Here is a 19,513-nt window from a genome sequence, read left to right as displayed (position 1 = left end):
TCAGTGCACCGCTCCCGTCATGACGGCGATGGGGACCGAGAGGAAGCCGGCGGTGAGGACCACCGCCAGCACGTTGGAGGCCGCCGAGAGGCCGCGGCGCAGGCCGGCACGGGTGGCGCCGAGCGTCTGCGCGGCGCTGTAGAAGCCGTGCCTGACGTGGAGGCCGACGGCGAGCATCGCGACGACGTAGATGGTGTTGCCGTACCAGGTGCTGAAGGTCGCGACGACGTTCTCGTACGGGTGGCCCGCCTGGCCGCGCGGGTTCACGGTGCCGGTGGTGAGGTCGAGGATGTGCCAGACGATGAAGAGGCCGACGATCACGCCGCCCCACCGCATGGTGCGCGTCGCGTAACTGGTGCGGGCCCTGCGGCGGGCGTACTTCACGGGGCGGGCCGCCAGGTCGCGGCGGCTGAGCTGGTACGCGGAGACGGCGTGCGCGACGACGGCCGCGACGAGCGCGACGCGGGCGATCCAGAGGAACCACTCGTGGTGGAGGAAGGGCTCTCCGATGGTGCGGAGCCAGTGCGCGTAGCCGTTGAACTCGCCGGCCCCGAAGAAGATCTTGAGGTTGCCGAGCATGTGGACGACGAGGTAGCCGAGCATCAGCAGCCCGCTCACCGCCATCACGGTCTTCTTGCCGATGCTGCTCCGCCACATCCTGCGGAGCGGCCCGAGCCGCCGCGCGTCCGGGGCCGTGCCGGAGGCGGAGCGCTCCCCGCCGCGGTCCGTCGGCGTCTTCGCCGTTGCCGTTGCCATGAATCACGACAGTAGGAACGGCCGCAGAATCAGTCCAAGACATAGTTCTGCTCTGGACCATAGGCGGTGTCTATCGGGCGGGTACGCTGGCGGTATGCAGCTCCACCAGCTCCGGTACTTCGTCGCCGTGGCGGACGCCCGCCACTTCACTCGGGCCGCCGAGCGCGAGATGGTGGCGCAGCCCTCGCTCTCGCAGCAGATCCGGGCGCTTGAGCGGGAGTTGGGCGCCGAGCTCTTCCACCGGGCCCGCGGCCACATCTCGCTCACCGACGCAGGCGAGGCCCTGCTGCCGTTCGCGCGCCGCATCCTCGCCGACACGGAGACGGCGCGGCGGCAGGTGCAGGAGGTCGCACGGCTCGGACGCGGACGGGTGCGGCTCGGCGCACCGCCGAGCCTGTGCGCCAGCGTCGTCCCCGACGTGCTGCGCGTCTTCCACGACCGGTACCCGGGCGTCGAACTCGTGGTGCACGAGGACGGTTCGCAGGACCTGGTCCGGGTGCTCGCGGCGGGCGAGCTCGACCTGGCGCTCATCCTCACCCCGCTCCCCGTGCAGGCGCCGGCGCTCGCCACGGCCGAGGTGCTGCGCGAGGAGCTCGTCGTCGTCTCGCCGCCCGACGAGCCGCCTCCGGTGGAGGGGCGCCCGATGCGCGTCGCCGACCTCCGGGACCGTCCGCTCGCGATCTTCCGGCGCGGGTACGACCTGCGCGAACTCATCACCGCGGCCTGCCGCGAGGCGGGTTTCGAGCCGCTGCCCGGGGTCGAGGGCGGAGAGATGGACGCGGTGCTGGGGTTCGTCCGCGCCGGGCTCGGTCTCGCCGTGGTGCCGGGGATGGTGGCGGAGCGTTCCGGGCTCAGGGCGACGAGGTTCGCGGCGCCCGGGCTGCACCGCACGGTCTCCGTCGCGCACCGCAGCGACGTCTCCCCGCCGCGTGCGGCACGCGAGCTGCGGCGCATCCTCACCGAGCACCTGGCCGCCGAGTAGCCGGTGAGGTTCCCGATCGGAGGCTTAACGGAAGCCTAAGCCTCCGCTTATGGCGACCGAAATGCCTTACATGGCAGGCGAGTTGGGTCACTGCCGGTGGCGACACCGGTTGTGCCGCGCGAGAACGGCGCCCTAGCGTGCAGCCCGTTCGAGAGGAACACGCACCTGCCGGACGCCGAATCCTGCCCCCGGCCGGTGCGCCGCCCGACGTCCCCCCCCCACCGCAGGGCAGGAGCGGGGGAACCACCTCCGCCGTACGCCACCGGCTGCGGCTCGGGATGAAGCCGCGTCCCCCGACCACTGCGCGGCCGGGCGCTCTCCCGCCCGAACCCGACAGCTCACCCCGCAGGCGCCGGAGACCAGGAGCCCCGATGGCCGTTGCGCCGTCCCGCGGTTCCGCCCCGTCCCCTCCCCATCCGGCGTACGTGTCCGCCGTCCCGTACGCCCCCGAGGTCTCGACCGGGTGCGCCGAGCAGCACGCGGGCGAGGCCCGTGCGCGGCACCGCGCCTCCCGAGAGGGCCGTACGCGCCGACTCGCCACCCGGGCCTCGGCGGCCGGAGCCTCCCTCGCGCTGCCGTTCGTCGGCGCCTCGATGGCCAACGCCGGGTCGGCGGAAGGGGGTTCGTACACCGTCGAGTCCGGGGACACGCTCTCCACGATCGCCGAGGAGCGGAACGTCGAGGGCGGCTGGAAGGGGCTCTACGCCGCCGACGAGTCGACGCTCGGCTCGGACCCCGACGTCCTGCGTCCGGGGCAGCAGCTCACCCTCCGCACCGAGCAGGCGGTACGCCCGGTCAGCGGCGGTACCGGGACCGCCGAGTACCAGGCGTCGGGGGCCGACTGGTCGCAGGGGCACACCGGTACGGACATCGCCGTGCCCGTCGGCACTCCGGTCTCCGCCGCCGTGCACCATGCGGGCTGGGACGACGCCTTCGGCCACGAGGCCGTCGTCGAGCACGCCGACGGCAAGTACTCGCACTACGCGCACCTGTCCGAGACGAAGGTGGAGAAGGGGCAGCGGGTCGCCGCGGGAGACCGCGTCGCCCTCTCCGGCTCGACGGGCAACACCACAGGACCGCACCTCCGCTTCGAGGTGCGTACGACCCCCGGGTTCGGGTCGGCGATCGACCCCGTCAAGTGGCTCGCGGGGTACGGCGTGACGCTCTGACGTGTGCGGGGTGCGGCGGCACCCCGCGCCTGTCCTCGGCTCCCACGCCGTGAAGGGGGCGGCCCACGTGCCGCCCCCTTCGTCGTGCCGTCCCAACGGCCTTTTCCGCAAAGGAAATTGCGAAAGAAGGTTTGTGCAAAATGAGTTGCACGCCTAGGGTCTGCACCATGCCCACCGCACCGCAGCCGCCGCCGGCCGGGAACTCCGGGCCGTCCGAGTCCGCAGGGGGAGAGCCCTCCGGCATACCGACGCCCCCGGGCGAGCCCCCGCCGCGGCCGCGCATCACCGACCTCGACGCGTTGAAGGTCTTCACCCACCCGCTGCGCATCGAACTCTTCCGCCTCCTCACCGCCGTCGGCTCCGCGACCGCTTCGCACCTCGCCGAGCAGGTCGACGAGGCCGTCTCGCTCGTCAGCTACCACCTGCGAAAGATGGCGGCACACGGCTTCCTCATCGAGGCGGAGGGCGGCACGGGGGACGCGCGCGAGCGGTGGTGGCAGGTGTCGCCCGACGAGCAGTTCACCTTCCGCAGCAGCGACTTCGACGGCGCGCCCGAAGGCGCGGCCGTGGCCCAGCAGGTGGTGCGCCGGCTGGTCGAGACGCGCACGCGCCGCTACGCCGAGTACCTCGACACGGCGGCGAGCTGGCCGCGCGAGTGGCGCGACGCCGCCTTCTCGGCCGAGTACCTCGCCTACCTCACCACGGACGAACTCACCGAGTACGCCGCAGAGTTGCAGGCCGTGGCCGAACGCTGGGGCGAGCACGGCAAGTCGGCGGCCGAGGCCGGGGACGCGCCGCGCGAGCACGTCTCCGTCCACCTCTACGGCTTCCCCTTCCGCCCGTGACGGCGACGGATACCCCGCGCGCCCAGCCGCCCGCACCGCGCCCCGCCTACCGCGACGCCAACGTGCTGCGGTGGCTAGCCGCCTACGCCGCCTCCATGATCGGCGACGGCGTCTACTTCCTCGCGCTCGGCTGGGCCGCGCGGCAGGCCGCGGGCCCTGCGCAGGTCGGCCTCGTGATGGCGGTCGGTGCGGTGCCGCGCGCGGTGCTGATGCTCGGGGGAGGGGTGATCGCCGACCGGTTCGGGCCGCGGCGGGTCGCGCTCGGGGGCGACGCGGTGCGGTGCGCGGTGATCCTCGGGGTCGCGGGCGCACTCGTCGCGGGGTCGCCCGGGCTGTGGGTGCTCGTCGCCGCCGCGCTCGTCTTCGGCGCCGTCGACGCCGTCTTCATGCCGGCCGTCGGGGCGCTGCCGCCGCGCCTCACCCACCGGAGTCAGCTCGCGCGGCTCCAGGGCATGGCCCAACTCGCCGTCCGTGCGGGGAACATCACGGGGCCGCCGCTCGCCGGGTTCGCGATGGGGCTCGGGGGCCCCGGGGCCGCCTTCGGCCTCGCCGGCGGCCTCTTCGCCGTCTCGCTCGCGCTGCTCCTCACCGTCCGGCTCGCGCCGCTCCGCGTCGATACGGAACCACCCGGGCACGTGGACCCGGCACCGGGGCGCAGGGGCGCCCTGCGCGACCTCGGGGACGGGCTGCACTACGTCGTGCGGCATCCGCTGATCGGCCGGATCGTCCTCGCGGGGACCGTCTGCGAACTCGCGATAGCAGGGCCCATGAATGTCGGCGTCGTCCTCCTCGCAGCCGAGCGGGGGTGGGGCGCCGGCGGCACGGCGTGGCTCGTCGGGGCCTTCGGTGTCGGGGCGGCGGGTGCGGCGCTGGTGCTGGCGGTGGCGGGCCGTGTGCCGCGCACCGGTGCTGTGATGCTCCTGGGGATGGTGCTCGCTGCCGCGGCGGTCGCCGGTATCGGCCTTGCGCCCGGGCTGGGTTGGGCCGTCGGGGCGGCCGGGTGCGCCGGTCTCGCGGGTGGCACGTGGGGCGGTCTGGGGCGTGCTCTGGTGCAGACCGAGACGGCGCCCGCGATGCTCGGGCGCGTTTCCTCCGTGCAGCTCATCGGCGCCATCGGCGTCGCGCCGATGAGCTATCCCGTCTTCGGGCTCGCCGCCGGCGTGTGGGGTGCGGGGCCCGTCTTCGCGGCGTGCGCGTGCTTCAGCCTCGTCGGGCTGGCGATCGCCGGGGCCTCGTCCCGGGTACGGAGGAGCGAGCTCGCGCTCTGAGCCGCCCGACGTCCCCAAGCGGCCGTTGTGCGCGGTCATTTGCTGCAGATGCCTCGCATCCACGGCTCTCCCGGGGCGAGTCGGCCGCTTCGGACGAGCTTGCCGCGCTCCGCGTCCTGCACCGCCTGGATCGACTTCAGGCGGGGCGCCACCTCGGGGGAGTCGAGGAAGAGCAGCACGGACTCGTGGAACGCGTCGCGCACCGCGGGCGGCATCACGTCGGAGGCGTCGAAACAGCGCTCCGTCCCCGGGTCCGTCAACTGCCGGGAGATCCGCCGGGATTCGGCGTCGTGCATCCGACCCCCGTCGGCGACCGCGGAGTTGGCGGGCGGGGACACCGGGACGTGTCGGAGCCTCACGGCACCTGGACAGGTACCAAGTTGTCCGGACTGTCCAGCCACACGCGTTGACCGTGCGGAGTGACCGTCAGGCCGTACCGCTCGAACCGCGGCTCGCCCTTCTCTCGCCACCAGGACATGACGGCCTCGACCTCAGCCCACAGATGACGCGGCCCGTATTCGGCGACCTCGAATGCGGTACGCCCGGGTTCGTAGTCGGCCGTCGCCCACGACGTGCAGCCCATGTCGAGCAGCCACAGCCGATACGCGCCGGCCTTGCCCCGCTCGACGCGACAGAACATGTCCGGCACCTGCACGCCGAGCGTGAACATGTGGTGCCAGGAGCCCATGTCGTCCGGTGAGAGCGCGGTCGTGCGCCGCGACGCCGTGCTCGGCCAGTTCGACGCTCCCGGAAACGCGTCCGTCGGCGGGAACGTGTCGCGCTGATCGCGCAGGCGCATGAACGCCGAGGACATCACGAACTGACCCATGGCGACGCCGCCCTCGCCGACCCTCAGCCGCGCGATCCCCTGCCCGCCGTAGGACGGGCCCCAGGGGGCGACGATGACGGCCCCTTCCGCGGCCTGCTCGACCCACTCGTACGGCACGGTGGAGATCCCGCACGTGGCGATGATCCGGTCGTACGGGGCACCGTCCGGGTAGCCCTGTGCGCCGTCGCCGACGACGGACAACGGGTTGAGGTCGGCCGCGGCGAGGCGCCGCCGCGCTTCCTCGGCGACGGCCGGATCAACCTCGACCGTCACGACGTTGTCCGGGCCGAGCCGGTACGACAGCAGAGCCGCATTCCAGCCCGTGCCGGTCCCGATCTCCAACACCCGATTTCCGCGCTCGACGCTCAGGGCGTCGAGCATCGAGAACACCATCGTGGGCATGGAGTTGGACGAGGTCGGAGACCGGCCCTTGTCCGCGCCCGCATGCGCGCCGTCGTCCCATTGCGTCGTGAGCGGAACGTCGCTGTGGACCTTCCCCCACCACCGCGCCGGGTCCGTGTTCCGGTCGATCGCCTCGCCCTGACGGTTGCCGCCCGCCGTGCCCGGCCACAGCCGGTCGGGCACGAACGCATCCCGCGGCACCGCCTTGAACGCGGGCATCCAATCCGACGTGAGTGCGCCCTTCTCCAGCAGCACGGAGGCCAGCCCTCCCGGGCCAGCCTCCTTCGTGCCGGGAGTTTCAGCGGTCACTTACTCGCCGTCCGCCGGACCCTGGCCGTCCGAGGTGTTGCCGCCCTCGTCGGAACCGCCACCCCCGTGCTTGTTGCCGGAGTCGCTGTCATCCTGCGGATTTCCACCATCGGCCCGCGTCATCCACGGAAATGCGCCCATTGTGTACCTCCTGATCGGTGGTGCTCGGGTGGTGCTTCGGAAATCCGCCTCGGCCGGGCGATGAACCATCGGGTGCGGCCGAGGCGGAGCCTACGCGGGCGTTGCCCCGCAGGCGCCCGATTCGTAGCGGGACACCGGGCAAGCGCAGCGCCCGCAGTGGAGCGCGCTCGGCCTCGACCCAATGGAGCTGTTCAAGCCGGAAGATGCACCGGTGACAGGCGCGGAATACAACGGTGACGCCGTGCGCCTCCATCGTCCCCAGGCGCGCCACGGGCAGGTTCGTACGCTCGCAGCGATGGCACGAGCCGCGGCGGAACTCGAACCGGGCCCACAGTTCCAGCGGCCTCACTCCCACGGCGCACCCCCGCGTGCGCCGCAGGACAAGGGGTCGCCGCCCACCAGGGGCAGGAAGTTGACCGGTCGGGCCGTCCACGCGAACCGTGCTTCGCCGCACGAGACGGCGAACTCGAACGGTTCTCCGCGGGCGAGGTCGGCCTCGGCCTCGCGGGGGTCCGCGCCGAGCCAGTCGAAGGCGTACGCCGAGGCCGGTTCTTCGAGGGCTGACGCGATGATGGCGAGGCCGACGCGCGCCCAACGGAGCGCGTTCGAGGGTGCAGCGACCGGGCACGCCTGTATGCGGCGCGGTGCGGGCGTGCTCGGATCGGACACCCACCACTCACACCAGTACCCGGCGGTGACCTTTCCGCGCATGGCCGGCGCCGTCAGCACGGGGTGTGCGGCCGGGCCCGGTCGGAGTCCATGACGTGCAGGAAGCCGCCCACCTTCTCGACGCTGCGCGCGACTTCGTCGTACTCCTGCGGAATGGTCGAGATCATCGAGCGGCAGGGCGTGAGCACCGCGCCCGCTTCCCTCTTCTCGACCATCTCGACGGCGCGCGTCAGTCCTTCGCGGCCCTCCGGGGGAAGCAGGCCGACGCGGTCCTCGACCACGTCGGCGATGTTCCAGCCGAACGCCGCGGCGTACTCGGTGCACTCCTTGCGCGGCCCCGAGATATCGGAGTGGGCCGCCGCGCACAGGTAGATCACGACGCGGAAGCGGTCGACCTTGGACGCGTGGTCCGGTACGGGGCCCTCGCCCGGCACGTGGCCGGCCGCGTGGTCCGCGAGGGCCTGCCGCCGCTTCTTCTCACCTGCGGTTCGCCGGGCCGGAGTTGGCCCCTTGTGGAGTCCTTGCTCGATGCTGACCATGCGTAGATCGTGTCGCGACGATCACGCACAGTGAAGAGACGGAGCGTAGGACCGACGTAACTTGTTCCGGGCCAACTCCTACGCTCCGTAGGTGTCACGCGACCAAGGGAACACCGATCAATTCGCTGATGTTCCGCACGCGTGTTGTGGACACCTTCGCGATCCGCTGCCCGATCACGCCCGGCAACGCCTGATGCTTCACCCACTCCGGCGCGTCGAGACCGACCTCGACCAGCGTGTCACCGGCCTTGTCGTACAGCCCTGCCGAGCACTGCGCGAGGGCAACGTCGAGCTTGTACCGGTTGCGCGCCAGCTTGGGCATGGATGGGGGCAGTTGCGTGCGCGATGCCAGTTGGAGCGCTTTCCCGTGGCTCCCGAGCGCCACCGCGATTCCAACGGCCTCGGTGCTCGCGGCAGTGGGGCCGAAATGCGTGCCGTAGATAGCCTCGTCCGCACCGAGCCGAGCAGCCGCAGCATGAGCTTGCGACAGATAGTCGTCTGCGGATACGCCATCGCCCCGCCGGGAGGCCGCTACGGCAGCAGAGATCATCAGTCGCCCGTACGCGAGCAACTGGGGACGGCCGGCACGGCTGAATGACGGCTCGATCCGCAATGCCGCCTGTTCGGCAACCGCCACCGCCCGTGGAACCCTTGCGCTCCGCAGATAGATCCACGACAGCGTGGATTCCACCAGCGCGCTCAGCACCTCGTCGCCGGAGTCCTCCGCCAGATTCCGCGCGGAGGTGAGCGCGCTCAGAGCGAGGTCACGCTGTCCGAGGAGAAGCGCGGCAGACGCAGCAAATTGGTAGGTGCTCGCGAGGACCGAGCCCAGGCGCTCACGTTCGTGTCCCGTGGCATGCGCATACCGTGCCTGACCCTCAAGCAACACCTTGGGGACGAGTTCGCTCAACTCCCCGTATGAGCCCCGCCAATAAGCGGCACTCACGTGTTCGTAAGCTGTCGACAGTTCGCTGAGCGTGCTCGGGTCTTCAACGCCTGCCCAACCGCCGAGCGCGCTTTCATGTACCCCGTCGGAAAGCAGCCGTACAGCAGCCCTGGTATCTCTGCTCATACCGCGGCGCGGTGCTTGCTGGCCCAGGATCACGCCCACGTCTGTGCGGAGCGCGGCGGCGAGCTTGAGCAGGGAGCCGACGGAGAGCTCGCCGCGGTCCTGCTCGGCCTTCTGGATCAGGGCGTACGAGACGCCCGCCGCTTCGGCCAGGCCCTGCTGTGTCAGGTCGGCGCCCCGCAGGGCCTTGATGCGCTTACCGGTCGTCAGATCAGCCCAGTTGCTCACGTGTGCACCTCAGGGGGTTTCGGGCATGGTGGCGTCGCTTCCGATGGTAGGACCGTGCGGGTAACTGCCCATGGGGAACGGCGAGGTGGCTTGCTGCTGACGGCTCGTGCGCACAGGCGTGCCAGCGCCTTGAGCGAGGCGATGCCGAGTCCCGGCACGTCCCGGTGCGCGTGGTTTTCCAGGGCGCGGCCGACCGTGTGGATGTCGCGGGCCACGGTCGTCCGCAGCCTGGGGCTCTCGCCCATCTCGGGTGAGGGGTGGCCGAGAGTGGCCACGGGAGGGGTCTCGTCGGTCGGGGGCCGAATGCCGCCCAGGTCAAGGATCTTGCACCCGTAGGCGAGGACCGTCTCGACGTCGAGCGGCCTGCCGAGCTGCTCCTCGCTCTTCCTGGTGCGCAGGAGGGTCTCCTCCACCGTGTTGCCGCCGGCGTCCTCCATGACGATGTAGTGCTCGGCGCCGTCTCCCCCGTCCGCAGCTACGGAGCAGACGATACGCCCGGTTACCGTCGGTCAACAGGGGCTCGGGGCGATGCACGGAGAAGCGTCAATTACCGTGCAGCGAGGGGCAGTCGGGGAGTGTCAAAAAGACAGGTCCGCTGTCTCGGCCCGCGCCACCGCTTCGCTGTCGCCCGCCGCCTCGACCTTCGCGACCCGCTGCCGGCCCGAGGCGTAGAGCAGCAGCTCGGACGGCTCGGCGGTCACCGTGACGACGGGCGTGCCCTTGCGCGCCACGACCGTCTGCCCGTCGGGACGCCGAAGCACCAGGCCCACGGGCGACTTGCGCGCAAGGACCCGCGCCGCCTTCTCCAGCCGCCGCCACAGCACGTCCTGGAAGACCGCGTCGAGCTGCCGCGGCTTCCAGCTCTCCTCGGCGCGGCGGACGTCCTCGGCGTGGATGAAGAACTCGACGGTGTTGGCGGCCTCGTCGATCTGCTTGATCGCGAACGGGGAGCTGCGCGGCGGACCCGAGCGGAAGAGTTGGAGCAACTCTTCGTAGGGCTTCTCGGCGAACTCGGCCTGCACGCGCTCCATGCGCGGCTGGAGTTGCTTGACGAAGCTCCCCGCCGCCGCGTCGCCCCTCCGCTCGCGGACGAGGAGGTGCGCTGCGAGGTCCCGGGTGCGCCAGTCGCCGCAGAGGGTGGGGGCGTCGGGGCCGTGGTTCTCCAACAGGTCGGCGAGGAGCAGGCGTTCCCGCTGTGCGTGTGTCGACATGTGCCCCACCCTACGGCGCAGCACCCTGCCGCGAGCCGGTGCGGAGGCGTGTTGCTCGGCTTCCGCGCCCTCCGGTCCTGTCACCTTCCGTGTTCGCCTCCGCGCGAAGTGTGCGCGCGACGATGGGCGAGAATGGAGCCATGTCCGTCTCTCTCGATCCGTCGATCGCCGAGCGCCTCAAGCGCAACGCCGACGGCCTGATCCCCGCCGTCGCCCAGCAGTACGACACCGGCGAAGTGCTCATGCTCGCCTGGATGGACGACGAGGCGCTCCACCGCACCCTCACCACGGGCCGCGCCACCTATTACAGCCGCAGCCGCGGGGAGCACTGGGTCAAGGGCGACACCTCGGGGCACGTCCAGTACGTCAAGGCCGTCGCCCTCGACTGCGACGGCGACACCGTCCTCGTCCGGGTCGACCAGATCGGCGCCGCCTGCCACACGGGCGACCGCACCTGCTTCGACGCCGACCGCCTCCCGGTGAGCGGAGCCCAAGAGGCCGCGCAGGCAGAGTAGTTGGCGCAGTACGCCTCCCGGCCGCCACCGCCCGCGCGTCGCCGCCGACCGCGCACCCCCGCCCCGATCCCCACGGCCCCAAGGTTCCCGCCATGACCACCCCCGACCTCGAAGGCTTCCGCACCCTCGCCGAGGACCGCCGCGTCATCCCCGTCACCAGGCGTCTCCTCGCGGACGGCGACACGCCCATCGCGCTCTACCGAAAACTCGTGGGCGAGCGCCGCGACACCTTCCTGCTGGAGTCGGCCGAGAACGGCCTCACCTGGTCCCGCTACTCCTTCATAGGCGTACGCAGCGCGGCGGCCCTCACCGTCCGTGGCGGAGAGGCCCACTGGCGCGGCACGCCCCCCGTCGGCCTCCCCACGGGCGGCGACCCGCTCGCCGCACTCCGCGAGACGCTCGCCGCCCTCCACACGCCCCGCGACCTCCACCGCGACGCCGAACTCCCGCCGTTCACCGGCGGGATGGTCGGCTACCTGGGCTACGACGTCGTCCGCCGCCTGGAGCGACTCGGCCGCGACGAGGACACCGCCGACGATCTCGGCGTCCCCGAACTCACCATGCTCCTCGCCTCCGACGTCGCCGTCGTCGACCACAAGGACGGCACCGTCCTCCTCATCGCCAACGCCATCAACCACAACGACCTCGACACCGGCGTCGACGACGCCTACGCCGACGCCCTGGCCCGCCTCGACGCGATGGAGGCCGACCTCGCGCGCGCCGCACCGGTCCCCCCGTCGGCCCTGCCCGCCTCCCAACTCCCCGACCACCGCAGTCGATCGGGCGGCGCCACCTACCGCGGCTGGGTCGAGGAGATCAAGGAGCGGATCAGGTCGGGCGAGGCGTTCCAGGTCGTGCCCTCGCAGCGGTTCGAGGCCGACTGCGCCGCCGACGCGCTCGACGTCTACCGGGTGCTGCGCGCCACCAACCCCAGCCCGTACATGTACCTCTTCCGGTTCGCAGGGCAGGAGGCGGACGACGGGTTCGAGGTCGTCGGCTCCAGCCCCGAGGCGCTGGTGAAGGTGGAGGAGGGGCGCGCCATGATGCACCCCATCGCCGGCACCAGGCCCCGCGGCGCCACCCCGCAGCAGGACGCCGCGCTCGCCGACGAGTTGCTCGCCGACGAGAAGGAGCGCGCCGAGCACCTGATGCTCGTCGACCTCGGCCGCAACGACCTCGGCCGGGTCTGCGCCCCCGGCAGCGTCGAGGTCGTCGACTTCATGACGATCGAGCGCTACAGCCACGTGATGCACATCGTCTCCACGGTCACGGGCCGCCTCGCCGAGGACCGCACCGCGCTCGACGCACTCACCGCCTGCTTCCCCGCCGGCACCCTCTCCGGCGCCCCCAAGCCCCGGGCGCTCCAGATCATCGACGAGCTCGAACCGACGAGACGCGGCCTCTACGGCGGCTGCGTCGGCTATCTGGACTTCGCAGGCGACGCCGACACCGCGATCGCCATCCGCACCGCGCTCCTCCGCGACGGCACCGCCTACGTCCAGGCCGGCGCCGGCGTCGTCGCCGACTCGGAACCGGCGGCCGAGGACGCCGAGTGCCGGAACAAGGCGGCGGCCGTCCTGAGGGCGGTCCGTACGGCCGAACGCCTCGGCGGTAGCGTGGAGAGGTGACTTCCCTCCCGCACGCGCGCACCTCCGAACCCTCGGACGCCCCGGAGCCGGGGGAGGCGGACGCCTCCGAGGCCGAGCCCGCGCCGGACGAGGCGCCCGGCCGCACTACGCGCTCCCGGGCCGCCCGCAGGGCGCTCGGCGTCGCGCTCCTCGCGGGCGCCGTCGGCGCGGCGCTCGCCCTCCTCGCCGCGGGGCAGACGTGGAGCGAGTCGGCGACGAGCTTCGCGCGCGGACGCGTCCCCGTCAGCGCCTCGGGCGGCGACGTCACGGGCCTGCCGAGCGCCCTGGCACTCGTCGGACTCGCGGCGCTCGTCGCGGTCTTCGCGGTCCGCAGGGCAGGACGCTTCCTCGTCTCGGGGCTCCTCGCGCTCTGCGGCGCGGGCGTCGTCGTCTCCGCGCTCACGGGCATGGGCGACGACTCGGCGCTGCGCGAGGAGGCCGCCGAGACGAGCGGCCTCGCGGAGAGCGCGATCGGAGCCGTCTCCACCACGCCCTGGCCCTACCTCTCGGCCGCCGGCGGCCTGTTGATCCTCCTCGCCGGGCTGCTCGCCCTCGTCTACGGCCGCAATTGGCCCTCGATGTCGGGGAGTTCGCGGTACGAGCGGACCTCGCGCAAGCAGGCACCGGCCGCTGAGGTCGACCCCGAGCGGCCCGAGGACCTGTGGAAGGCGCTCGACCGCGGCGAGGACCCCACCTGAAGCCCGCCGCCCGGCCGGACGCGTGCGCGGACACTAGCGGGGGCCGCTCGCTGTGCGGTGGGCGCCGCAGGGGACAATGGAGGCAGGTGGGCGCGGTCGTACGGGCACACCACGGGATTCGTCGGTAACAAGGAGCATTCATGGCGGACACAGGCCACGGAAACACCGTCGCGGCGTGGACGGGCGTCACCATCGCCTTCATCGGCTTCTGCATCGGCAGCGCCTTCATGGTCATGGCGCAGCCGTGGGGTGTCGTGGCCGGACTCGTCGTGGTGGGGGCCGGCGGGCTCGTCGGCATGGCGATGAGCGCCGCCGGGATGGGCAAGGAGAGGCACAGGCCCACCGCCAAGACCGCGACGGAGCCGGGCGGTACGGCAGGAGCGCGCTCCTGAGCGAGCGGCCCGAGGCCGCACCACGGCACCGCCTGCGCAGCGCGGTGCCGCGCCTCGCCGCGCCCCTGGCCGCACTCGCCGCCGCGGGCGCGGCTTTCGCGTACGTGGGCGCTGTCGACCCGAACACCCCGGGCCACTATCCGGCGTGCCCGCTGCTCACGTTCACCGGCGTCTACTGCCCGGGCTGCGGCGGCCTGCGCGCCGCGCACGCCCTCGCGCACGGGGACGTGCCGGCAGCGCTCGGCGCCAACGCGTTCGCCGTCGTCCTCGTCGTGCTGCTCGCCGGGGGGTTGTCGGCGTGGCTGGTGCAGTCGGCGCGCGGGAGGCCGTTGCGCGTGCCGGCGCCGAGCGCCGTGCACTGGTGGGCGGTTGGTGCCGTGGTGGGCGTCTTCAGTGTTGTCCGGAACCTGCCCTTCGGGGCCGTCCTCGCGCCGTGAGGGACGCGGGGTTCCGTTGCGAGGTTCGTCCGCGATGTGGGATTTGCGACGGGCGGATGCGAGGCTCGGACGGGGTGGCGGATACCATCGCACTCCGTGACCTGAACGTCTGCCCGCGACCGCGGGTGCACCCGGCCGAGAAGCACCGAGAAGCGCTGAGAATCCCCGAGAAGCAGTCAGCCAGGACCAGCCAAGATCAGCCAAGAAGGGAGCCGCTCGCGTGAGTGTGCTCGACGAGATCATCGAAGGCGTGCGTGAGGACCTCGCCGAACGGCAGGCGCGCGTAAGTCTCGACGAGCTCAAGGAGCGCGCCGCCCAGGCTCCCCGTGCGCTGGACGGCCTGGCCGCGCTGAAGGGCGAAGGCGTCCGTGTCATCTGCGAGGTGAAGCGCTCCAGCCCGTCCAAGGGCGCGCTCGCCGCCATCGCCGACCCGGCCGGGCTCGCCGCCGACTACGAGCAGGGCGGCGCCGCCGTCATCTCCGTCCTCACCGAGCAGCGCAGGTTCGGCGGCTCCCTCGCCGACCTCGAAGCCGTCCGCTCCCGGGTGGACGTCCCGGTCCTCCGCAAGGACTTCATGTTCTCCGCCTACCAGCTCTGGGAGGCGCGTGCGCACGGCGCCGACGTCGTCCTGCTGATCGTCGCGGCGCTGGAGCAGGAGGCGCTCGTCTCGCTCATCGAGCGGGCCGAGTCGATCGGGCTCACCCCTCTCGTCGAGGTGCACGACGAGGAGGAGACTGAACGCGCCGTGGAGGCGGGCGCCAAGGTGATCGGGGTCAATGCTCGGAACCTCAGGACGCTCGAGGTGGACCGCGGCAACTTCACACGGATCGCGCCGGAGATCCCCGAACACGTCGTCAAGGTCGCAGAGTCGGGCGTCCGCGGGCCGCACGACCTCATCGCCTACGCCAACGAGGGCGCGGACGCCGTCCTGGTGGGCGAGTCCCTCGTGATCGGCAAGGACCCGAAGACCGCCGTCTCCGACCTCGTCGCCGCGGGCGCCCACCCGGCGCTGCGCCACGGCAGGGACTGAGCACCTTGCCCTTCGCACCCCCTTCGCCGACGTACGCGCCCCGGGCCCCCGAGGCGCACCCCGCGCTGGCACGCGGGCGCCGGCCGCGCGGGTGCAGGGCCCCGGCGCGCAGGGCGCTCGGCCGCCGGGTGCGCTACCACATCGGCTGCGAGCCGGGACAGATCAACGGCCGCCGATGGCGCGCCTCCTGCGGCTCCGCCGCGAACTGAGCGAGGCGCCGGAACCGGGGGCGACACCGCCCGCCGGTCGTGCCCGCGCGTCCCGCCGCACCCGGAAACGTCCGTTCTTCTGTCCGAGGAGCACTGTCGGATGTCCGACTACTTCATCCCCGACCCCGAGGGTCGAACCCCCACAGCCGAGGGGTACTTCGGCGCTTTCGGAGGCAGGTTCGTCCCGGAGGCGCTCGTCGCCGCCGTGGACGAGGTCGCCACCGAGTACGAGAAGGCGAAGCAGGACCCGTCCTTCGCAGCCGAGCTCGACGAGTTGCTCGTCGACTACACGGGACGCCCGAGCCCGCTCACCGAGGTACGCCGCTTCGCCGCGCACGCCGGGGGCGCTCGCGTCTTCCTCAAGCGCGAGGACCTCAACCACACCGGCTCGCACAAGATCAACAACGTGCTGGGCCAGGCGCTCCTCGCCCGGCGTATGGGCAAGACGCGCATCATCGCCGAGACCGGTGCGGGACAGCACGGCGTCGCCACCGCCACGGCGTGCGCCCTCTTCGGGCTGAGCTGCACGATCTACATGGGTGCCGTCGACACCGAGCGGCAGGCGCTCAACGTCGCGCGGATGCGGATGCTCGGTGCCGAGGTCGTCGGCGTCGAGACCGGCAGCCGCACGCTGAAGGACGCCATCAACGAGGCGTTCCGCGACTGGGTCGCCAACGTCGACCACACGCACTACCTTTTCGGCACCGTCGCCGGCCCGCACCCCTTCCCGCAGCTCGTGCGCGACTTCCACCGGGTGATCGGCGTCGAGGCCCGTCGGCAGGTGCTCCAGCGCATCGGCCGGCTGCCGGACGCCGTCGCCGCCTGCGTGGGCGGCGGCTCGAACGCGATGGGCATCTTCCACGCCTTCCTCGCCGACGAGCAGGTCCGCCTCCTCGGCTTCGAGGCGGCGGGGCACGGGGTGGAGTCGGGCGAGCATGCCGCGACCCTCACCGAGGGCGGCCCCGGCATCCTCCACGGCTCCCGCAGCTACGTCCTCCAGGACGACGAGGGTCAGATCACCGAGCCGTACTCGATCTCGGCAGGGCTCGACTACCCGGGCATCGGCCCCGAGCACGCCCACCTGCGGCAGACCGGCCGCGCCGAGTACCGCCCCGTCACCGACGACGAGGCGATGCAGGCGCTGCGCCTGCTCTCCGAGACCGAGGGCATCATCCCGGCCATCGAGACCGCGCACGCGCTCGCCGGCGCCCTGGAGTTGGGCCGCGAACTCGGCCCCGAGGGCGTCGTACTCGTCAGCCTCTCCGGCAGGGGGGACAAGGACATGGAGACGGCCGCGCGCTACTTCGGCCTCTACGACGGCGCCGACGACGCAGACCCGGAGGGCGACGAATGAGCACCGACAGCGGCGGGAACCGCGCACTGCTGGAGTCCACCCTCGCGGCGGCGAAGGACGAGGGCCGCGCGGCCCTCGTCGGCTACCTGCCCGCCGGCTTCCCCACGGTGGACGGCGGCATCAGCGCCTGCACCGCTCTCCTCGAGGGCGGGTGCGACGTCGTCGAGGTCGGGTTGCCGCACAGCGACCCCGTCCTCGACGGCCCCGTGATCCAGACCGCTGACGACGTCGCGCTGCGCGGCGGCGTCCGCATCGCCGACGTGCTCCGCACCGTGCGCGAGGCGCACGCGGCGACGGGCAAGCCGGTGCTGGTGATGACGTACTGGAACCCCGTCGACCGGTACGGGGCCGAGCGGTTCGCGGCCGGCCTCGCGGCGGCGGGCGGCGCCGGGTGCATCCTCCCCGACCTGCCGGTCGAGGAGTCCGAGGGCTGGCGGAAGGCCGCCGAGGAGCACGGCCTCGCGACGGTCTTCGTCGTCGCGCCGAGCAGCAGGGACGAGCGGCTGGCGAAGATCACGGAGGCCGGGAGCGGCTTCGTCTACGCGGCGTCCGTGATGGGCGTCACGGGGACGCGTGAGTCGGTGGGCGGCCGGGCGCAGGACCTCGTGGCGCGGACGCGGAGCGTCGGCGAACTGCCCGTCTGCGTCGGACTCGGGGTCTCCACGGCCGAGCAGGCCGCCGAGGTCGCCGGGTTCGCGGACGGGGTGATCGTCGGCTCCGCCTTCGTCAAGCTCCTCCTCTCGGCGGGGGAGGACCTCGAAGGGGGCCTCGCCGGTGTGCGGGCGCTCGCGGGCGAGCTCGCCGAGGGCGTGCGCCGCACCGGCTGACGCCGGGAGCGTGCGGTCCGCGTACGGCACGGCGCTCGTCGCGGTGCCGTACGCGGGTCCCCAACTACCCTGCTCTTTCGGGTGAATCGGCGGCGGTGGGGTGCGGTTGCCCCGGGGCCGCTCGTTGCCCCCGGGTGTGATGAGCCAGAAGAACCGTGAGGGAAAGCGCACCGCGCGCGAGCGGCTGCATGAGGAGCAGCAGCGGCAGAAGACCGCCCAACGCCGCGGGCGCGCGCTGAAGATGGGCCTCGCCTGCGTGCTGGTGCTGGGCGTGGCCGCGGTCGCCGGTGTGTTCCTGGTGAACAGGGGCGGCGGGGAGAGCACGGAGAGCCAGTCCTCGGCGAAGCCGATCTCGATGGGCAGCGCGTCCGCCGCCTCCCGACTCACCATCTACGAGGACTTCCGCTGCCCGGCCTGCGGCCAGTTCGAGAACCAGTTCAGCGACACGATCAGGGAGTTGGCGGAAGCGGGCGAGCTGCGCACCGACTACCACCTCGTCACCCTCATCGACAGCAACATGCCGGGGACGGGCTCGAAGAAGGCGGCGAACGCGGCGTACTGCGCCAAGGACGAGGGGAAGTTCCCCGAGTACCACGACGTCCTCTACCGCAACCAACCGCAGGAGCAGGACGACACCTTCGGCAAGACCTCCACCCTGCTCGGGCTGGCGAAGAAGGTCCCGGGCCTCAGCGGTTCGTCCTTCACCTCCTGCGTGGAGGAGGGCCGGCACAACAGCACCGTCGAGGAGTCGGACAAGGCGTTCGGGCAGTCGGGCCACCAGTCGACGCCCACCGTCCTGCTCGACGGCGAGGACATCTACGGCAACCAGCAGAAGCCGCTCACCCCGCAGCGGCTCAAGGAGCTCGTCGCCGGGAAGAACTGACGGGCCCGGCGCCCCGGTGCAGGTCGGTTCCGGCCGATCGGCTGTCGGGGCGCCGCTGTTATGGAGCCGTTGTGCGGCCTGATTGCCCGCGGTGCGCCCGGGCACGGTAGCGTCTGGATCGCCATGGACACCCTTGCCTTCATCCCCAGTCCCTCGTCGGGCGAGATTCATCTCGGGCCGATCCCGTTGCGCGGCTATGCCTTCTGCATCATCGCCGGTGTCTTCGTCGCCGTCTGGCTCGGCTCACGCCGCTGGGTCGCGCGCGGAGGCCGGCCGGGCACCGTCGCGGACATCGCCGTCTGGGCCGTCCCCTTCGGGCTCGTCGGCGGCCGGCTCTACCACGTACTCACCGACTACCAGCTCTACTTCGGCGAGGGCCGGAACTGGGTGGACGCCTTCCGCATCTGGGACGGCGGTCTCGGCATCTGGGGAGCGATCGCCCTCGGCGCCCTCGGCGCGTGGATCGGATGCCGCCGCCGCGGCATCCCGCTCCCCGCGTACGCGGACGCGGTGGCGCCCGGCATCGTCCTCGCGCAGGCGCTCGGGCGCTGGGGCAACTGGTTCAACCAGGAGCTCTTCGGCCGCTCCACCGACCTGCCCTGGGCCGTCGAGATCGACGCGCAGCACCGCCCCGTCGAGACTCCCGACATCGCCACCTACCACCCGACCTTCCTCTACGAGTCGCTCTGGTGCATCGGCGTCGCGCTCCTGGTGATCTGGGCCGACCGGCGCTTCCGGCTCGGGCACGGCCGCGCCTTCGCGCTCTACGTCGCGGCCTACACCGCGGGCCGGTTCTGGATCGAGTACATGCGCGTCGACGATGCGCACCACGTGCTCGGGATGCGGCTCAACAACTGGACGGCGATCGTCGTCTTCCTCTGCGCCGTCGCGTACATCGTGGTCTCGGCCCGCAAGGTGCCGGGGCGAGAGGAGACCGTCGAACCGCGGAGCCCCGAAGGCTCGGAGGAGGACGAAGGGTCCGAGACCTCCCGCGAGGAGGAGAAGGAACCCGCCTCCACGCCACCGAGGCAGGGCGGTGCGGACGCCAAAAACGGTGCGGGAAGCGCCAGTTCGGCGGCGAAGGAGGAGTAGCAGAACGACAGGGGCCCGGTTACGACCGGGC

24 protein-coding genes are annotated in these 19,513 nt (G+C 72.2%); 15 read left to right on the top strand and 9 right to left on the bottom strand.

Annotation, left to right across the window (positions count from 1 at the left end):
* Positions 1 to 756 carry a succinate dehydrogenase cytochrome b subunit gene (locus F603_RS0109265; protein WP_019545730.1) on the bottom strand — a complete coding sequence of 252 codons (756 nt, stop codon included), beginning with the start codon at positions 754 to 756 and terminating at the stop codon, positions 1 to 3.
* A 94-nt stretch (positions 757 to 850) separates the two neighbouring features.
* On the opposite strand from F603_RS0109265, the gene F603_RS0109260 reads away from it, so the two are divergent.
* From F603_RS0109260 to F603_RS0109245, 4 genes are all read left to right on the top strand, one after another.
* Positions 851 to 1,738: a LysR family transcriptional regulator gene (locus F603_RS0109260; protein WP_019545729.1), complete on the top strand. Its 888-nt coding sequence runs from the start codon at positions 851 to 853 to the stop codon at positions 1,736 to 1,738.
* Positions 1,739 to 2,109: 371 nt separating this feature from the next.
* The gene (locus tag F603_RS0109255) at positions 2,110 to 2,907 is read left to right on the top strand and encodes a M23 family metallopeptidase (protein ID WP_019545728.1); all 798 of its coding nucleotides are present in this window, start codon (positions 2,110 to 2,112) and stop codon (positions 2,905 to 2,907) included.
* Positions 2,908 to 3,074: 167 nt separating this feature from the next.
* Positions 3,075 to 3,752 (top strand): ArsR/SmtB family transcription factor, encoded by a 678-nt coding sequence (locus F603_RS0109250; RefSeq protein WP_019545727.1) that lies wholly within the window; start codon positions 3,075 to 3,077, stop codon positions 3,750 to 3,752.
* A complete protein-coding gene (locus tag F603_RS0109245; RefSeq protein WP_019545726.1) occupies positions 3,749 to 5,020 on the top strand; it encodes an MFS transporter in 1,272 nt (423 codons plus the stop codon). The genes F603_RS0109250 and F603_RS0109245 overlap by 4 nt, the downstream gene beginning before the upstream one ends.
* 35 nt (positions 5,021 to 5,055) lie before the next feature.
* On the opposite strand, the gene F603_RS0109240 is transcribed toward F603_RS0109245, so the two are convergent.
* From F603_RS0109240 to F603_RS0109205, 8 genes are all read right to left on the bottom strand, one after another.
* Complete coding sequence (locus F603_RS0109240; protein WP_158678629.1) at positions 5,056 to 5,316, bottom strand: hypothetical protein; 261 nt, start codon at positions 5,314 to 5,316, stop codon at positions 5,056 to 5,058.
* 59 nt (positions 5,317 to 5,375) lie between these two features.
* On the bottom strand, positions 5,376 to 6,506 hold the full coding sequence (locus F603_RS0109235) for a methyltransferase domain-containing protein (RefSeq protein ID WP_019545724.1): 1,131 nt from the start codon (positions 6,504 to 6,506) through the stop codon (positions 5,376 to 5,378).
* A gap of 54 nt (positions 6,507 to 6,560) precedes the next feature.
* Positions 6,561 to 6,701 carry a hypothetical protein gene (locus F603_RS35060; RefSeq protein ID WP_158678628.1) on the bottom strand — a complete coding sequence of 47 codons (141 nt, stop codon included), beginning with the start codon at positions 6,699 to 6,701 and terminating at the stop codon, positions 6,561 to 6,563.
* Positions 6,702 to 7,046: 345 nt separating this feature from the next.
* The gene (locus F603_RS0109225; RefSeq protein WP_245600734.1) at positions 7,047 to 7,412 is read right to left on the bottom strand and encodes a hypothetical protein; all 366 of its coding nucleotides are present in this window, start codon (positions 7,410 to 7,412) and stop codon (positions 7,047 to 7,049) included.
* A gap of 11 nt (positions 7,413 to 7,423) precedes the next feature.
* Positions 7,424 to 7,909, bottom strand: coding sequence for a hypothetical protein (locus F603_RS0109220; RefSeq protein ID WP_019545722.1), 486 nt, complete (start codon positions 7,907 to 7,909; stop codon positions 7,424 to 7,426).
* A 94-nt stretch (positions 7,910 to 8,003) separates the two neighbouring features.
* On the bottom strand, positions 8,004 to 9,206 hold the full coding sequence (locus F603_RS0109215) for a helix-turn-helix domain-containing protein (protein WP_019545721.1): 1,203 nt from the start codon (positions 9,204 to 9,206) through the stop codon (positions 8,004 to 8,006).
* Entirely contained in the window at positions 9,203 to 9,643 is a 441-nt protein-coding gene (locus F603_RS0109210) for a hypothetical protein (protein ID WP_019545720.1), read from the bottom strand. Before F603_RS0109210 ends, F603_RS0109215 begins: the two co-directional genes overlap by 4 nt.
* Before the next feature lie 141 nt (positions 9,644 to 9,784).
* Positions 9,785 to 10,417 carry a TIGR03085 family metal-binding protein gene (locus F603_RS0109205; protein WP_019545719.1) on the bottom strand — a complete coding sequence of 211 codons (633 nt, stop codon included), beginning with the start codon at positions 10,415 to 10,417 and terminating at the stop codon, positions 9,785 to 9,787.
* A gap of 140 nt (positions 10,418 to 10,557) precedes the next feature.
* Between F603_RS0109205 and hisI the strand changes: the two genes are divergently transcribed.
* From hisI to lgt, 11 genes are all read left to right on the top strand, one after another.
* On the top strand, positions 10,558 to 10,932 hold the full coding sequence (gene hisI / locus F603_RS0109200; protein ID WP_019545718.1) for a phosphoribosyl-AMP cyclohydrolase: 375 nt from the start codon (positions 10,558 to 10,560) through the stop codon (positions 10,930 to 10,932).
* A 92-nt stretch (positions 10,933 to 11,024) separates the two neighbouring features.
* Positions 11,025 to 12,560: an anthranilate synthase component I gene (locus F603_RS0109195; RefSeq protein ID WP_019545717.1), complete on the top strand. Its 1,536-nt coding sequence runs from the start codon at positions 11,025 to 11,027 to the stop codon at positions 12,558 to 12,560.
* The gene (locus F603_RS0109190) at positions 12,557 to 13,258 is read left to right on the top strand and encodes a TIGR02234 family membrane protein (protein ID WP_019545716.1); all 702 of its coding nucleotides are present in this window, start codon (positions 12,557 to 12,559) and stop codon (positions 13,256 to 13,258) included. Before F603_RS0109195 ends, F603_RS0109190 begins: the two co-directional genes overlap by 4 nt.
* A 140-nt stretch (positions 13,259 to 13,398) precedes the next feature.
* Complete coding sequence (locus tag F603_RS0109185) at positions 13,399 to 13,650, top strand: HGxxPAAW family protein (protein ID WP_019545715.1); 252 nt, start codon at positions 13,399 to 13,401, stop codon at positions 13,648 to 13,650.
* Between the two features lie 44 nt (positions 13,651 to 13,694).
* Positions 13,695 to 14,087: a DUF2752 domain-containing protein gene (locus tag F603_RS0109180; protein ID WP_019545714.1), complete on the top strand. Its 393-nt coding sequence runs from the start codon at positions 13,695 to 13,697 to the stop codon at positions 14,085 to 14,087.
* 220 nt (positions 14,088 to 14,307) lie between these two features.
* Positions 14,308 to 15,117, top strand: coding sequence for an indole-3-glycerol phosphate synthase TrpC (gene trpC, locus F603_RS0109175; RefSeq protein WP_019545713.1), 810 nt, complete (start codon positions 14,308 to 14,310; stop codon positions 15,115 to 15,117).
* Between the two features lie 5 nt (positions 15,118 to 15,122).
* Positions 15,123 to 15,326, top strand: coding sequence for a tryptophan biosynthesis modulator TrpM (gene trpM, locus F603_RS35770; protein WP_078503616.1), 204 nt, complete (start codon positions 15,123 to 15,125; stop codon positions 15,324 to 15,326).
* A gap of 100 nt (positions 15,327 to 15,426) precedes the next feature.
* Entirely contained in the window at positions 15,427 to 16,680 is a 1,254-nt protein-coding gene (trpB, locus tag F603_RS0109170) for a tryptophan synthase subunit beta (protein WP_019545712.1), read from the top strand.
* Positions 16,677 to 17,507, top strand: a complete 831-nt coding sequence (trpA, locus tag F603_RS0109165; RefSeq protein WP_019545711.1) for a tryptophan synthase subunit alpha — start codon at positions 16,677 to 16,679, stop codon at positions 17,505 to 17,507. Before trpB ends, trpA begins: the two co-directional genes overlap by 4 nt.
* 139 nt (positions 17,508 to 17,646) lie before the next feature.
* A complete protein-coding gene (locus F603_RS0109160; RefSeq protein WP_019545710.1) occupies positions 17,647 to 18,390 on the top strand; it encodes a DsbA family protein in 744 nt (247 codons plus the stop codon).
* Positions 18,391 to 18,513: 123 nt separating this feature from the next.
* Positions 18,514 to 19,482, top strand: a complete 969-nt coding sequence (gene lgt / locus F603_RS0109155; RefSeq protein ID WP_019545709.1) for a prolipoprotein diacylglyceryl transferase — start codon at positions 18,514 to 18,516, stop codon at positions 19,480 to 19,482.
* The last annotated feature ends 31 nt before the right edge of the window (positions 19,483 to 19,513 follow it).

The organism is Streptomyces sulphureus DSM 40104, from assembly GCF_000381025.1.
Taxonomy (GTDB): Bacteria; Actinomycetota; Actinomycetes; order Streptomycetales; family Streptomycetaceae; genus Streptomyces; species Streptomyces sulphureus.
The sequence above is the reverse complement of the archived record's forward strand: the minus strand, read 5'-3'. Positions and strand labels throughout refer to the sequence as shown.

Bases quoted from the DNA above. Each gene is read 5' to 3' on its own strand.
- F603_RS0109265 (WP_019545730.1), bottom strand. From the start codon at position 756: ATGGCAACGGCAACGGCGAAGACGCCGACGGACCGCGGCGGGGAGCGC.
- F603_RS0109260 (WP_019545729.1), top strand. From the start codon at position 851: ATGCAGCTCCACCAGCTCCGGTACTTCGTCGCCGTGGCGGACGCCCGC.
- F603_RS0109255 (WP_019545728.1), top strand. From the start codon at position 2,110: ATGGCCGTTGCGCCGTCCCGCGGTTCCGCCCCGTCCCCTCCCCATCCG.
- F603_RS0109250 (WP_019545727.1), top strand. From the start codon at position 3,075: ATGCCCACCGCACCGCAGCCGCCGCCGGCCGGGAACTCCGGGCCGTCC.
- F603_RS0109240 (WP_158678629.1), bottom strand. From the start codon at position 5,316: ATGCACGACGCCGAATCCCGGCGGATCTCCCGGCAGTTGACGGACCCG.
- F603_RS35060 (WP_158678628.1), bottom strand. From the start codon at position 6,701: ATGGGCGCATTTCCGTGGATGACGCGGGCCGATGGTGGAAATCCGCAG.
- F603_RS0109225 (WP_245600734.1), bottom strand. From the start codon at position 7,412: ATGCGCGGAAAGGTCACCGCCGGGTACTGGTGTGAGTGGTGGGTGTCC.
- F603_RS0109220 (WP_019545722.1), bottom strand. From the start codon at position 7,909: ATGGTCAGCATCGAGCAAGGACTCCACAAGGGGCCAACTCCGGCCCGG.
- F603_RS0109210 (WP_019545720.1), bottom strand. From the start codon at position 9,643: ATGGAGGACGCCGGCGGCAACACGGTGGAGGAGACCCTCCTGCGCACC.
- F603_RS0109205 (WP_019545719.1), bottom strand. From the start codon at position 10,417: ATGTCGACACACGCACAGCGGGAACGCCTGCTCCTCGCCGACCTGTTG.
- hisI (WP_019545718.1), top strand. From the start codon at position 10,558: ATGTCCGTCTCTCTCGATCCGTCGATCGCCGAGCGCCTCAAGCGCAAC.
- F603_RS0109195 (WP_019545717.1), top strand. From the start codon at position 11,025: ATGACCACCCCCGACCTCGAAGGCTTCCGCACCCTCGCCGAGGACCGC.
- F603_RS0109185 (WP_019545715.1), top strand. From the start codon at position 13,399: ATGGCGGACACAGGCCACGGAAACACCGTCGCGGCGTGGACGGGCGTC.
- trpB (WP_019545712.1), top strand. From the start codon at position 15,427: ATGTCCGACTACTTCATCCCCGACCCCGAGGGTCGAACCCCCACAGCC.
- trpA (WP_019545711.1), top strand. From the start codon at position 16,677: ATGAGCACCGACAGCGGCGGGAACCGCGCACTGCTGGAGTCCACCCTC.
- F603_RS0109160 (WP_019545710.1), top strand. From the start codon at position 17,647: ATGAGCCAGAAGAACCGTGAGGGAAAGCGCACCGCGCGCGAGCGGCTG.
- lgt (WP_019545709.1), top strand. From the start codon at position 18,514: ATGGACACCCTTGCCTTCATCCCCAGTCCCTCGTCGGGCGAGATTCAT.